Source organism: Leptolyngbya sp. AS-A5 (genome assembly GCF_039962495.1).
Classification (GTDB): Bacteria; Cyanobacteriota; Cyanobacteriia; order Leptolyngbyales; family Leptolyngbyaceae; genus Leptolyngbya.
The window spans coordinates 1-12,745 of record NZ_JAMPLL010000014.1 but is presented as its reverse complement, the minus strand read 5'-3'; the positions used below and the strand labels follow the sequence as shown (position 1 = coordinate 12,745).

Here is a 12,745-nt window from a genome sequence, read left to right as displayed (position 1 = left end):
AAAAAAAATGAAAACTGTGATTACTAAAAGTATTGCAGAAAAATGAAAGGATTATGAAAGCTAAGAAAAACTTTGGAGGGCTTCAATCCTATCCCTGAGTGTAGGCAGCGATCGATCGAGTGCAATCACCATTCGGGCAGACGATCGCATTCGCCCCGCGACACACTTATCATGGAATCTGCTTCTGTTTCAAAAGTCGGATGCCTGCCTTGAATCAATTTTCTTTCCACTGCCAAGCCCGCTGTCAACACACTCACGCCCGCGCTGGAGTTTTTCACACCCCACATGGAATTGTCGAAACGCCGCGCTTCATGCCCGTGGGAACGCTAGCGAACGTGAAAACCATCACGCCGGATCAGCTCGAAGCCACGGGCGCACAGATGGTGCTGTCGAATACCTATCATTTGCACTTGCAGCCGGGGGAGGATATTGTTCAAAAAGCAGGCGGTGTCCATCGTTTCATGAATTGGTCAAAGCCGATGCTGACGGACTCTGGCGGCTTTCAGGTCTTTAGCCTCAGCGAGATGCGATCAATCACTGATGAAGGTGTAACCTTCCGCTCTCCTCGCGATGGTCAGATGATCAAAATTACGCCAGAGAAGTCAATCCAGATTCAAAATGCTCTGGGTGCAGATGTGATTATGGCGTTTGATGAGTGCCCGCCTCCAGGAGTGGGACGCGATGCCACCGAGAGAGCGACTTCTCGCACTTACGATTGGCTAAAACGCTGCATTGAGGCGCACCAACGATCAGATCAAGCCTTATTTGGAATTGTGCAAGGCGGAGAATTTCTAGACCTCAGAGCCGAAGCGGTTCGACAGTTAGCGGATTTAGATTTGCCGGGATATGCGATCGGGGGTGTCAGTGTCGGTGAAGCGCCCGAAATTATCGATCGAGTCGTTCAAGCGACAACGCCGTTGTTACCCGAAAACAAACCGCGCTACTTAATGGGAGTGGGAACCTATCGCGAAATGGCACGAGCGATCGCGGCGGGAATGGATTTATTCGACTGTGTGATTCCGACTCGATTAGCACGGCACGGAGCGGCTTTGGTGCAGGGAGAACGCTGGAATCTGAAGAATGCGAAATTCCGCGAAGACTTTACGCCGATCGATGAATCCTGCCCGTGTTACACCTGTCAGAATTTTAGTCGGGCTTATGTAAGTCATCTGCTGCGATCGCAAGAACTGCTTGCCTATACGCTCATCTCAATTCATAACATCACCGAACTGATTCGATTCACTCAACGGATTCGCACCGCAATCTTTAACGGCACGTTTCACACCGAATTTGCTGCATGGCTTCAACCCGTGGAATGAGATGGAATTCTACGATCGTAATTTTCTAGAACTGCTTGCTCCAGACTTTCAACCTTAATTGTGAATCTCTGAAAAATTGGCAACTAGAGACGCTCCTCGAATCGTGTTAAAATCCGTATCAATTATGAGTCCTGTGTTGGAGAGGTTATCGCGTCATGGAAGCAGCAATGCTACTTGCAAAATTGCCTGAAGCTTACGCAATTTTTGATCCGTTAGTTAATGTTCTGCCTGTGATTCCTGTTTTCTTTCTCTTGCTGGCGTTTGTATGGCAAGCTGCCGTCGGTTTCAAATAAACGGCTGAATCAAAACATAAAAAAGAGAGGGGTCAAAGCTGATCCCTCTCTTTTTTGTTTAAGCAGAATCTTCTGTGAATTACTTCCGTCCGCCGATCGCTTTCTGAAACGCAGGACGTTCTGTCATGCGCTTGATGTAATTCACGACATTCGGATAGTCGTTGAGATCAAGCTTCAACATCATGGGAATATACGCCAACATTGAACCCACTGCGACATCAGAAACGGTGAAACGATCGCCCGCAATAAATTCCTGTTTTGCAAGGATCTCGTCTAAGGGCTGCATGAGCCGCGGCGTTTCGCGCTCTCGACTCGCTTCAACAAAGACTCCAGGGCCTAAAGTCGCATTTGCAAATAACACCCACTGAGCCGCAATCGCCCGATCGCTCGAATTAGAATTGCCGTACTTGTCAAACAAATAGAGCAGAATTGCGCCCGACTCCCAAAGTTTGAGATCGCCATCGACGATCGCAGGAACTTTGGCAAATGGATTGATTTCGCGAAATGCGGCTTGTTGATGCTCTCCGGATTGCATATCCAGCAGCACAAATTCGTAAGGCACCTCTAATTCTTCGAGGTACCATTGCACGATCGATGCCCGACTCCGCGCACCGCCATAAAGCTTAAGCATGATGTCTTACAGAACTTCGTGAGTGTACTGATGTTGTTTTACATTATCTTCGGTCTTGACGATGCGTTGTGAATTGAGAACGCGCTTGCGATCGACCGAAAAATTGAAATCGTTGCGGCTTGTGCCTGCGGGAATATGAGATTGAGCGCTCGATTTGGCTTTGTAGGTGCGAGCGGATGCGGTGGCGCGAAAGGCGAAATCGTCGCAAAACTGCACATCAGTAGGAAAGTTTTCAGGCAGGTGCAAGGAGTCTTCTGAGATCACAGCCCCGATCGTAGTTGCGGTTGCCGATTCATAAGAGGTCGGAATGCCTTTGACGATCGCTTCGAGTGCAGCAGAGGGAATCGGCTCGACGACGCGGACTTCGTGAACTCCGTCATCGTCTTTGATAAAACAAGTGGCTAAACCGACAACAAGATAATCAGCGCTGGTTAGATCATCAGTGTGAGGATAAGCGATCGTAGTAGTCATAAGCGGTGGTGAAAGCCAGATTGAAGGGATTTAGCACAGTTGCGATCGTATCAACCGCTTAGAATCGAACTTTCAGAACGATGTAAATCTTAATCTTGATGCGATTGAAGAGATCGAGCCGCAACCTCCAAGAATTTTGCACGTCAACGGGACGGGATGTGATACCGTTATCCTTTCTTTATTTTGTCTGCGGCAATGAAGCGATTTCTCGGCGCGTTAATTTTGGCAGTGTTGACGACTGGATTGATTGTCGGTGCAGCTTGGTCGAAGCCTTCTCTGGGCGTGGTTTATCCGCCAAACCAGCATGAAACAACTGCCAAACAGATTTTCTTTATCGGTTCAGCCCCGCCCAAAGGTGAAGTGACGATCAATGGCAAGCCAATTCAACGCAGTCCTGGCGGTCATTTTGCACCGAGTCTTCCGCTTCAGTTGGGTGAAAATCAGTTTTCAGTGCGCTATCAGGAGCAAGAACTCACGCTTAGAATCACGCGAAACTCGACCGAACCACCTACACCCGTTGGCATGACGTTTGCCAAAGAGTCACTTATGCCTAATGTGGATGTCGCTCGATCGCCTGGAGAAACAATCTGCCTCAGCGCGATCGCGCCCCCTAACGTGATGGTGAATGCAAAAGTTGCAGGTCAGCTGATCCCATTGATGCCGCAAACGCCGATCGCGAATCTTCCCGCAAATTCGGGCGTATTAACAGGATTGGTTCAGCCGCTATCGACTCAAACCACTCAGTATGCTGGTTGTATTCGACCGCAATCGATCGGGGATTTGGGAAAAGTGACCTATCTTTTAGGCAATGTGACTCAGGAAGCCCCTGGAAAGCTTGTGATTCTTGATCCGGCTCGATTAGAAGTCGCAGAAGTGACAGCCGATCAAGGCACTGCGCGAACAGGTGCAAGCACGAATTTCTCGCGTCTGACTCCGTTACCGAAAGGAACGAGAGCCACGATTACAGCGCGTGAGGGCGATTGGGTACGGCTCGATTATGGTGGATGGATTCGAGCGAGCGAAGTCAAAATTGTTCCCGGAGCGACACCTGTAAGATCAATCATTCGCGGCATTACTTCTCGTCAGGTAAAAGGCTGGACAGAAATTTTATTCCCACTGCAAACGCCTGTGCCGCTCTCCGTACAACAGGATCAAAATCGATTCACACTTACGCTATATAACACCGCTGCACAAACAGACACAATCCGATTAGATAATGATCCCGTGATTGCTAGAGCCAACTGGCAACAAGTTGAGCCTGAGAGAATTGAATATCGCTTTGACTTAAAATCGAAGCAGCAATGGGGATATAAATTGCGATACGAGGGAACAACGTTAGTTTTATCGCTAAAACATCCGCCCCGAATCAAGCAGAAATCACTTTCAGGAATCAAAATTCTGATTGATCCAGGACATGGCGGAAACGAAGACCTGGGATCAAGAGGCGGAAACGGCTATCCAGAGAAATCGGTCGCCTTGATTACAAGTAAATTACTGCGGGATGAATTGACGAGTCGGGGTGCAACCGTTGTCATGACTCGTGAAGCGGACGTTGATGTAGAACTTGCCGATCGCATCAAGCGGATTAACGACACTGAGCCTGCGATCGCGCTTTCGGTTCACTACAACGCGCTGCCAGATGATGGTGATGCGATAAATACTAAAGGGGTTGGAACATTTTGGTATCAACCTCAATCACATGATTTGGCGATGTTTCTGCACAACTACTTGGTGAAAGAACTCGATCGACCTTCTTATGGTGTGTACTGGAACAATCTTGCCCTGACTCGCCCCACGACGACACCCTCTGTGTTGTTAGAACTGGGATTTATGATTAACCCTTACGAGTTTGAGTGGATTACCAACCCGCAGGAACAAAAGAAACTAGCAGTAACGCTGGCAAATGGTATAACCACTTGGTTTGCTCAGGCTCAATAGATCGACCTTTGGCAGATTGGAGTGAAATGGTCTACCTTAGTAGCGTGTGTTGTTTGAGACAAGGGTAGATCGTGAAAAGAATGGGTCTAATGCTATTTCTGCTGCTATTCGTAGCAGTCGCATGTGTCGCATTTAACAAGCTTCAATCCCGTAAACCCGGTGTTGTTTCTGGCTGTCCAGATTGGGTACTGACACAGACCGAAGCTGCAACAGAGTTTGTTCATCCCGATCAAATTGTCGTTGAACCGTGGCAGGGGCGGCACAATGTTTTTGCAACGTTCAACGTTCCTGATGGCTATCATCCGACTCCATTTGCTGTAGTGAGGTTTGAGGGATCAAGCCCCTACTGCGGAGATGTAGTGGTACATTCGGCTGCAAACGGCGATCGTCAAGTCACAGCATTCTTTAGAACTCGGACGACGCTTTGGTTGATGTCAAAAGGACAGATCAATCAGTTAGAGCAGCCAAACAACTGGAAACTGGCGATTTTCAAATCCTAGTTCCTTGTTGGAATATCCCACTGAGCGACGATCGCTTGCAGGGTACTAAACGAGACTTGTGCAAAGTATTGTCTGTAGAACTGTTCCTCGCGGACTGCGGTGAAAAATTGCTCGATCGCAGCGTTCACGGACTGATCAGAGTCTTTCAGCGTCATCCTAAAGCGCTGATCGGCATAGGTCACCTGAAATCCAAATTGCTCTAGTGCTTGAATGCCTGCTTTGAGCGCGACATCACCGATGTGTAAGCGATCGTACAATTGCTGTCGGGTTGCTGTTTTTCCAGTCCGACTGAGATATTTTGCAATTCCCACCAAGGTCTGCCAAATTTCAGCAGCAGGCATCAAAGTTGGGGGAGGATAAGCGATCGCTAAAGGACGCTGCTGATGAATTGCGCGTCTAAACCAGGTTTGAAACTCGATCCAATTTGCAGGAGCAGTTTTAAGTTCGAGCACGTTTCCGTGTGCCGGAGGCAACGCATCTTCAGTTGTCCGATCGCTTCTCCAATCTAAAAGCCATTGTGACTGTGCAGCCACATTCACTTGCTCACAAGAACGCACCGCAATTAAGCGAACCTCATACCGTTTCTGCTGAACATTGTTTTCAAGTTCAACGATCGCATCACACCGCCCTGATGGCAGCTCATACGCATAGTGTCCCCACCAAATACCCGGAAAACCTTTCTCAACTGTCTCATCCCAAATGGTGAAAGGGGTGCGAATGTATTCTACTTTGCGTCCACGGAAGTCTTGAAGTTTAGTGTTTCGTCCGGCTTGGAACCAACAATTCCGAATCAGTAACTTAGGAATCGGATTACCCATGCCACAAGGCTCGATCAGCCGAATTTCCTTGTAGAGTTCTAAGTTCAGTTCGCTGACGGTGACACACAAATCTGCTTGAATGGTTGGAGTCGGAGGCTCACTCGATTGTAATAATCGCTGATTGATAGCTTGAGCGAATAATTCCAAATTGTCGATCGCCAAACTCAATCCTGCTGCAAACGGATGCCCCCCAAAGCGATGTAAAAGATGCTCTTGATCTTTGACTAACTGATAGAGATCAATTTGATTGGTCGATCGTGCCGATCCTCTGGCAAACTCTCCATCTATAGTTAATAAAATCGTTGGCTTACCGTATTCTTGAGCAATCTGTCCTGCAACCAATCCAAGGACACCCGCGCTCCATTGTTCATCCCACAGCACAATCACACCTGTTGTTGAAAGATCAAGCTGACTCAGTTTCGCCTTTGCTTGCTGCAACACATCTTTCTGCAACGCTTTTCTACGAGTGTTTGCAAGCTCTGTTTGTTCTGCAAGTTCTCGACAGCGCTGGACATCCTGACTGGTAAGTAGTTCCACACAGAAATGAGCATCCCCCTGAATTCGGCTGACTGCATTGATTCGAGGGCCTAACCCAAACGAAATATCAGTCGGTCGATCGCCCGATCGCTTACACAACTCCAACAATCGAGTGATTCCCGGTCGAGTCGCTTCTTTAGTCGATTGCTTCTGAAGTTGCTCGATTCCTTTCTGTGCCAGATAGCGACAGTCTCCTTTGAGTTCAACAAGATCAGCAATCAAGCCGATCGCCACTAAATCTAATAACTGCTCGATCGGCTTTTCGGGAACATCCGGTAAAGCTTCGTACAGTGCTTCAACCAGTTTGTAAGCCACTGCAACTCCAGAGAGCGAGGCAAACGGATGATTTTGATCCAGCGATCGCGGATTGACGATCGCAATCACAGGCGGACGCAATTCTGGCAAAGTATGATGATCGCTCACAATCACATCGATTCCAAGACTTTGAGCATACTGAATCTCATCTAGGTTCGTACTGCCCGTGTCGCAAGTCACTATCAAGTGAACGTGCTTTAGTTGATCAATTCCCGTCTTGGATAGTCCATGTGATTCAGTCAAGCGATTCGGAATGTAGTAGAACAGCTTTTCATGCTGCGGAAAGAACTGTCCTAGACCGTCCCATAAAACCGCCGTAGAAGTAACTCCATCGGCATCGAAATCCCCCCAGATTGCGATCGTTTCATCCCGCTCGATCGCCTGCACTAATCGCTGTACTGCCCACTGCATTTCTTTTCCGAATGCGATCGCGCTCGTCGGTTGATAGCTTGCTGCAAACAAATACCCCGCTAATCGTTCTACCTCTCGGATGCCACGCTGCCACAGCAATTGAGGTAAATAGCGTCCTTCAATTCCTGGAGCCTGTTGCTTCACCGCTTGCACAAACGCTTCTGGAACCTCAGAATCACCATAAGCTTGCCATTGCAGAACCGGATCACCCATAAGTTAACCAAGAAATAGATACATAAATACTACCTCTCAAAGAGGAACTTCCTGAATCTCTGCAAGGCTGCGAAACGGGTTAGAACTCACCGAATCTTGAGCCGATCGCTCACACCGAATCGCAAAGCTACAGTCCGCACAAGACTCCGCAATTTCGGGAGTTTGAGGGAAAAACTCGCCCTGTGTTTCGTAGCGATCGAGCCACATCCCAAACTGATCCAACAATCGCGTCAACGTCTGCCGCGTCTCCTCATGCTGACTGGAACTGTAGGGAAGCTTTAAACTCTGTGTTTCTCCGTTCGCCTGAAAAAACCAATAAGTCATCGAAATCTGTTCCGGTGCATACTCGCTCGTTTCAGCCAGCACAAAGGGATACAAGCGAGACTGCCAGCTTTGAGACAAATCACTTCTAGACGGCTTCGGATAGGTTTTCCAATCGAGAATCTGTGCCTCCTGCTCGGTCAGAATCAGCAAATCATACACCACCGTCAAAATATGCCCGTGAAACTCCAGCATCCGTAAATGTTCACTTTCTCGAAACAAGGGATTGTGAATCTGGAGAATTTGCGGAGCGGCTGCGGTAAACGCATGAAACCACTGCCGCAATTGCGGGTCTTCCTGGAGAAAGGGCGCGATCGGTAACCCCATCTCCCACTGCTGCATCAACGAGTGAAACCGGCTCCCCGCTAAGAGCCGCTCTTGCTGCTCCAGAGAATTTGGCGATCCCAACTGCTCTAGATAAGTGTGCTGAAATTTGCGTGGACAGAGTTCCAATAAATTGAGATGACCTTGAGAAAGCCGCATCGATTACTCTTTGGTTAAAACGAACACACTACCCTCGTTGCCACGCCCGATCCGCAAGTCTTCATCGAGATACGTGATATCCAGCCAACCCTGCTGATCTCGGCTCTCGATACTAAAATCGATCGCGGCGAACTTCTGATCGGATTCTAGCTGGTGAATAAAGTAGTTGGGCGACTGGTAATCGATCAGCCGCTGCAACCCAATGACCGATCGCTCAAACTTCACCTCGACTCGCCGCTCTGTCCGAGGACGAAACCGCGCCACAACGGCAACAATTCCCTCTAAAAACGGCAACCCCGAAACCTCTGCAATGTTATACAGCTTCGCTTCCGGAGCGCGAATACATTGATACACCTGCCCCAACCTTAAGAATGGAAATTGATCGATCCCCAAAATCCCGCGACTGGTTGTATAAAGCAAGCGCCAATTGCCATCGAGTAAACTCAGGGCTTCGAGCGGTCGTGGAGTTGGATTGCGATCCTCAAGCTGTGCGATCGCCGCTAAGATTCCCTGTTTTTGAGCTTCATCGGCAAGAATGCCGCGATTCTTTCCTGCAATCACTTCAAGTAAAGCCGCCTTCCCGATCATGGCACGCTCCTGGAGTAAATAGACTTAATCCTAATCGCTCTCCATAGCTGTGTTTCAGTTTGGAGAAATATTCTTACAGTTGTCTGGATCGTTCTTTGAAAAAATACTTGACATTTTCAGAAAAATGTAGAAAATGCTTTGAATCTTAAGCAAGAAAGCTGAATCAAGCCTATTGCTCTAATTCAAGCAAAAATCCACTCTAAGAGTGACCGCAAGTGGTAGACTCTGGGTGTTTTAGTCGATCTAAGATAGCATTAGAATTCCTTTACGGCTGGAGCTATAAACCCTCAATGACTCACAATCCGTCCTTACGTCAAGAAACTCGAAATCAGCGTGCCGCTATCATTCCAATGCAGCAAGAGTCGTCAATTCTCGACTGGCTTGAAAGCAGCGGACGACTGTTAGCACGCGACAATGCAGATTTCGACTACCTTGATGATGAGGAAGAAATTAACGAACTGATGGAAAACGACGGTGGTACTTTTGACACCGACGACGATGATGACCTCGATTTAGAAGATTAGATGATGCTGGCCTAGGTTCTCTAGAGAACCTAGGCCTTTAATGAATGTGGTGTACTGTGCGGAGTGAGATGAAAAGCTTGTGGACGCGAAACTATTTACAGGAAGAGCCTTAAACTTTTCAGGAACGCGATTGTTCCTTGTATTAACGATCGGCATGACCATAGCCGCGATCGCACTCGATCAAACCAGTGGTCGCGCTTGGAGCCAGAATACATCGCTAACCTTCCCCATGTGGATGAGTGGACTAGCAACCGCAGGAGTCGGTTTCTGGGCAGTTCCATTTCTCAAAGCGCTTAAAGCGGGACAGATTATTCGCGAAGATGGGCCACAATCCCATCTAAAGAAGGCTGGTACTCCGACGATGGGAGGCGCATTCTTTGTTCCAGTGGCAGTCGCGATCGCACTGTATCTCTCTGGATTTTCCGGCAATGTGATTGCGGTTTCAGCCCTGACACTCTCTTATGCGGCGATCGGCTTTCTCGACGATTGGCAAATTATTCGCCGCAAGTCGAACAAAGGCATCTCCCCTAGAACCAAGATGGGGCTACAAATCTCTTTTGCCGTTGCTTTCTGTCTTTGGTTGATGGTGACAAATTCTAGCCTGACGACGATCGCCCTGCCGTTCGGTTTGATGTTGCCGTTGGGAGCGCTCTTTTGGGTGCTGGCTGGCTTTGTGTTAGTCGCAGAAAGCAATGCAACGAATTTGACTGATGGCATGGACGGCTTGGCGGGTGGAACGGTGGCGATCGCGTTTCTCGGTTTGGGGGCGCTGATCTTTCCAAGTCATCCTGATCTGGCGGTTTTTTGCGCTGCTTTGAGCGGTGGTTGCCTTGGATTCTTGGTACATAACCGGAATCCGGCACGAGTATTCATGGGCGATACGGGATCGCTGGCGCTAGGAGGCGCATTAGCGGCAGTTGGGTTACTGACAAACTCGCTGTTTGCTCTGCTGATTCTGAGTGGTCTATTTTTCCTCGAAACGCTCTCTGTGATTGCTCAAGTCGCTTACTTCAAAGCAACGAAAGATGCTAACGGAGTGGGTAAGCGTCTGTTCAAGATGTCTCCGTTCCACAATCATCTAGAATTGACGGGTTGGACAGAAACTCAGGTTGTCGGCTGGTTCTATGCGATCGCCGCACTACTCGCTGGTTTCAGTCTCGTGATTCACTAAAAAGTTTAATTCCGCACAAAAACTATGATCGAGCCACTAAAATCTGTTATAATAGTGGCTCATCACTCTGGAGAGATGGCTGAGTGGTCGAAAGCGGCAGATTGCTAATCTGTTGTACGGTCTTGAACCGTACCGAGGGTTCGAATCCCTCTCTCTCCGTTTATTTCTAACAACAATGTGCGCCCTCGATCGTGTACTACTGCTTTAGGCAGAGGCGGCAATCGACGAATTATCGAGAATGAGATGGATCAAGCGTAGATTTTCGTATCTTCGTTTGAAAAAGCATCTTTAACTCTAGAGGGCACAAAATATGACACGATCGAATTTGTCTAAAATTCTGTCTGCGAGTGCGTTAGCGATCGGTCTTGCAACCTTGCCATTGGGATTACCTGCTGTAGCTCAAAGCAGTGGTTCGGGTAGCTCGTCAGGAAATGGCACTGCTGGCTCTACAAGCGGAACGACAGGCACGGGAACGACTGGCACTACAGGAACTGGAACAACAGGTACCGGAACCACGGGAACTGGAAGTTCAGGAACTGCGGGAACGACCGGAGCCGGAACCACGGGAACCGGAACGACAGGAAGTTCGGGGACGACTGGAACTGGAGCAGCAGGTACAGATACAACAGGTGCAGGTGTCGGAGCAGCAGGTACAGGAACGACAGGCACGGGAACGACTGGGACAACAGGCACTGGGACAACGGGGACGACTGGAAGCGGAGGTGTTTCTGGGGCAGGAACGACTGACCCAAGCGGAAATACAGGTGCAACCACGATTTCTCCTGCGGGTGCTAACACTTCGACCGCAGGGAGCAATCAAGACTCTGGCGGCAACTGGGGACTATTAGGCGCTTTAGGGCTTGCTGGATTAGTTGGCTTGAGCAGTAGAAGAAGACAAGCCTCCTGATTTTTGGAGCGATCGCACCATCGCTTGACCCGTGTGAGCCGATGCTGCGATCGCTCCTGTATAGATTTACAGGTGGATTGCAAACTAACCGTAATCTGAGAGTTCAGCTTGTATTTATCACAAGGGTCATCCTCTGCTGAGCATTTGGCAGATATGATGAATTCAATTTTGAATGGAATGCTCGAATGATTGTCTGTCCAAATTGCAATCATCCCAATCCAGACGGCGCGGTGCAGTGTGAGTCTTGTTACACCCCTTTGCCTGCAACGATCGCTTGTCCCAACTGTTCTGCGGCAATCCAAGCCGATGCCAGCTTTTGCGGACAGTGCGGCTTTAACCTGAAATCTATGAACGCTTCTATGCTATCGACTCCTGAATCTTCTGATCCGCAGAAACTTCCTGATCCGGTGATTCCTGATGCGTTAATCGAACCTGATCTGATCGTGCTTCCCGCTCAAGCCGAAGCCGCTCCTGCGTCAATCCCGCAATCGAATTCAGTCACCCAACTTCAGCAGAGTTATGCCCGATTGCTGAACTTACAGACGAGTACCGAGATCGAGATTCCGCCAAGTTTGACGGTGATTCACATCGGTAAGCCTAACGATCGCATTCCCCCGGATATTGATGTCTCTGGGTTTCCCAATTCTGAGATCGTGTCGCGGATTCATGCAGATATTCGAGTAGAGGGCGATGCTTACTACATTGAAGATGTGGGTAGCTCGAATGGAACCTATATCAATAACTCACCGCTGCCCATGGGTAATCGCCACCGGCTGAGAGCGGGCGATCGCATCTCATTGGGTAAAGGCGATAAGGTTGCATTTCTGTTTCAGATGTAGGGCGGCAGGTCTAACGATTAGCAACTCCAACCGCAAATGTGATCGCGGCGACGGCACTCAGTAGCGTCATGAGTCCGGCAGGCATGAATTTACGAGTTTCTCTCCAGCGCAAGCCGAAAAAGGTTGTCAGTGCGATCGCGATTAAGATAGCAACGAGCAACCCTTGGACTCGATTCCCTGAATTGGCGTAGGCAGCGACCCCAAGCGCAACAGCGCTTCCTAATCCTGTCATGAGAGAAACGCGGCTTCCCGCTTTGATATAGCCAATGATGCCGCCGATCGCGACCAACAATCCGTAGAGGGCAATGAGAATTGTCCAGAGCATTGTGATTAATCTAGTTATTTGTCTAAAAAACCTGAGTTCGGGATAAGGAATGGGACAAGAAAGGGGCAAACTCGATAGGCTGAAATTGCTAAAAATCCCGCCCAATTTGCCCTCATGTCTAGTCTAGAAGAACTCTTTTGC

14 protein-coding genes and 1 tRNA gene are annotated in these 12,745 nt (G+C 48.8%); 9 read left to right on the top strand and 6 right to left on the bottom strand.

Annotation, left to right across the window (positions count from 1 at the left end):
• Positions 1-200: 200 nt before the first annotated feature.
• Both tgt and NC980_RS16180 read left to right on the top strand, forming a co-directional pair.
• The gene (tgt, locus tag NC980_RS16185) at positions 201-1,319 is read left to right on the top strand and encodes a tRNA guanosine(34) transglycosylase Tgt (RefSeq protein WP_190377456.1); all 1,119 of its coding nucleotides are present in this window, start codon (positions 201-203) and stop codon (positions 1,317-1,319) included.
• Positions 1,320-1,474: 155 nt separating this feature from the next.
• Entirely contained in the window at positions 1,475-1,612 is a 138-nt protein-coding gene (locus NC980_RS16180) for a photosystem II reaction center protein K (protein WP_190377455.1), read from the top strand.
• A 79-nt stretch (positions 1,613-1,691) separates the two neighbouring features.
• Here the strand turns inward: NC980_RS16180 and NC980_RS16175 are convergent, their stop codons facing one another.
• Positions 1,692-2,243, bottom strand: coding sequence for a glutathione S-transferase family protein (locus NC980_RS16175; protein ID WP_190377454.1), 552 nt, complete (start codon positions 2,241-2,243; stop codon positions 1,692-1,694).
• Between the two features lie 6 nt (positions 2,244-2,249).
• Positions 2,250-2,714, bottom strand: a complete 465-nt coding sequence (locus NC980_RS16170; protein ID WP_190377453.1) for a hypothetical protein — start codon at positions 2,712-2,714, stop codon at positions 2,250-2,252.
• A gap of 195 nt (positions 2,715-2,909) precedes the next feature.
• On the opposite strand from NC980_RS16170, the gene NC980_RS16165 reads away from it, so the two are divergent.
• Positions 2,910-4,652 carry an N-acetylmuramoyl-L-alanine amidase gene (locus tag NC980_RS16165; protein WP_190377452.1) on the top strand — a complete coding sequence of 581 codons (1,743 nt, stop codon included), beginning with the start codon at positions 2,910-2,912 and terminating at the stop codon, positions 4,650-4,652.
• A gap of 89 nt (positions 4,653-4,741) precedes the next feature.
• Positions 4,742-5,152: a hypothetical protein gene (locus NC980_RS16160; RefSeq protein WP_206753832.1), complete on the top strand. Its 411-nt coding sequence runs from the start codon at positions 4,742-4,744 to the stop codon at positions 5,150-5,152.
• Here the strand turns inward: NC980_RS16160 and recJ are convergent.
• The 3 genes from recJ to NC980_RS16145 are packed head-to-tail and all read right to left on the bottom strand — an operon-like array spanning position 5,149 to position 8,838.
• Positions 5,149-7,446 (bottom strand): single-stranded-DNA-specific exonuclease RecJ, encoded by a 2,298-nt coding sequence (gene recJ, locus NC980_RS16155; RefSeq protein WP_190377450.1) that lies wholly within the window; start codon positions 7,444-7,446, stop codon positions 5,149-5,151. The two genes, NC980_RS16160 and recJ, sit on opposite strands and share 4 nt — an antisense overlap.
• A gap of 36 nt (positions 7,447-7,482) precedes the next feature.
• Positions 7,483-8,250 (bottom strand): PD-(D/E)XK nuclease family protein, encoded by a 768-nt coding sequence (locus NC980_RS16150; RefSeq protein ID WP_190377449.1) that lies wholly within the window; start codon positions 8,248-8,250, stop codon positions 7,483-7,485.
• A gap of 3 nt (positions 8,251-8,253) precedes the next feature.
• Complete coding sequence (locus NC980_RS16145; protein ID WP_190377448.1) at positions 8,254-8,838, bottom strand: PAP/fibrillin family protein; 585 nt, start codon at positions 8,836-8,838, stop codon at positions 8,254-8,256.
• A gap of 290 nt (positions 8,839-9,128) precedes the next feature.
• On the opposite strand from NC980_RS16145, the gene NC980_RS16140 reads away from it, so the two are divergent.
• From NC980_RS16140 to NC980_RS16120, 5 genes are all read left to right on the top strand, one after another.
• Entirely contained in the window at positions 9,129-9,362 is a 234-nt protein-coding gene (locus tag NC980_RS16140; protein WP_190377447.1) for a DUF3134 domain-containing protein, read from the top strand.
• 79 nt (positions 9,363-9,441) lie between these two features.
• Positions 9,442-10,533, top strand: a complete 1,092-nt coding sequence (gene mraY / locus NC980_RS16135; protein ID WP_190377446.1) for a phospho-N-acetylmuramoyl-pentapeptide-transferase — start codon at positions 9,442-9,444, stop codon at positions 10,531-10,533.
• Between the two features lie 69 nt (positions 10,534-10,602).
• Positions 10,603-10,692, top strand: a tRNA-Ser gene (locus tag NC980_RS16130).
• Positions 10,693-10,843: 151 nt separating this feature from the next.
• Entirely contained in the window at positions 10,844-11,440 is a 597-nt protein-coding gene (locus NC980_RS16125) for a hypothetical protein (protein ID WP_190377445.1), read from the top strand.
• A 185-nt stretch (positions 11,441-11,625) separates the two neighbouring features.
• The gene (locus tag NC980_RS16120) at positions 11,626-12,279 is read left to right on the top strand and encodes an FHA domain-containing protein (RefSeq protein ID WP_190377444.1); all 654 of its coding nucleotides are present in this window, start codon (positions 11,626-11,628) and stop codon (positions 12,277-12,279) included.
• Positions 12,280-12,289: 10 nt separating this feature from the next.
• Here NC980_RS16120 and NC980_RS16115 read toward each other — a convergent pair whose 3' ends face one another.
• Entirely contained in the window at positions 12,290-12,604 is a 315-nt protein-coding gene (locus tag NC980_RS16115) for a TMEM14 family protein (protein WP_190377443.1), read from the bottom strand.
• Between the last annotated feature and the right edge of the window lie 141 nt (positions 12,605-12,745).

Excerpts from the sequence above, each read along its gene's own strand:
- NC980_RS16170 (WP_190377453.1), bottom strand. The coding sequence starts at position 2,714 with ATGACTACTACGATCGCTTATCCTCACACTGATGATCTAACCAGCGCT.
- NC980_RS16180 (WP_190377455.1), top strand. The coding sequence starts at position 1,475 with ATGGAAGCAGCAATGCTACTTGCAAAATTGCCTGAAGCTTACGCAATT.
- NC980_RS16165 (WP_190377452.1), top strand. The coding sequence starts at position 2,910 with ATGAAGCGATTTCTCGGCGCGTTAATTTTGGCAGTGTTGACGACTGGA.
- recJ (WP_190377450.1), bottom strand. The coding sequence starts at position 7,446 with ATGGGTGATCCGGTTCTGCAATGGCAAGCTTATGGTGATTCTGAGGTT.
- NC980_RS16120 (WP_190377444.1), top strand. The coding sequence starts at position 11,626 with ATGATTGTCTGTCCAAATTGCAATCATCCCAATCCAGACGGCGCGGTG.
- NC980_RS16125 (WP_190377445.1), top strand. The coding sequence starts at position 10,844 with ATGACACGATCGAATTTGTCTAAAATTCTGTCTGCGAGTGCGTTAGCG.
- NC980_RS16160 (WP_206753832.1), top strand. The coding sequence starts at position 4,742 with ATGCTATTTCTGCTGCTATTCGTAGCAGTCGCATGTGTCGCATTTAAC.
- NC980_RS16115 (WP_190377443.1), bottom strand. The coding sequence starts at position 12,604 with ATGCTCTGGACAATTCTCATTGCCCTCTACGGATTGTTGGTCGCGATC.
- NC980_RS16145 (WP_190377448.1), bottom strand. The coding sequence starts at position 8,838 with ATGATCGGGAAGGCGGCTTTACTTGAAGTGATTGCAGGAAAGAATCGC.
- NC980_RS16175 (WP_190377454.1), bottom strand. The coding sequence starts at position 2,243 with ATGCTTAAGCTTTATGGCGGTGCGCGGAGTCGGGCATCGATCGTGCAA.
- NC980_RS16140 (WP_190377447.1), top strand. The coding sequence starts at position 9,129 with ATGACTCACAATCCGTCCTTACGTCAAGAAACTCGAAATCAGCGTGCC.
- tgt (WP_190377456.1), top strand. The coding sequence starts at position 201 with ATGCCTGCCTTGAATCAATTTTCTTTCCACTGCCAAGCCCGCTGTCAA.
- NC980_RS16150 (WP_190377449.1), bottom strand. The coding sequence starts at position 8,250 with ATGCGGCTTTCTCAAGGTCATCTCAATTTATTGGAACTCTGTCCACGC.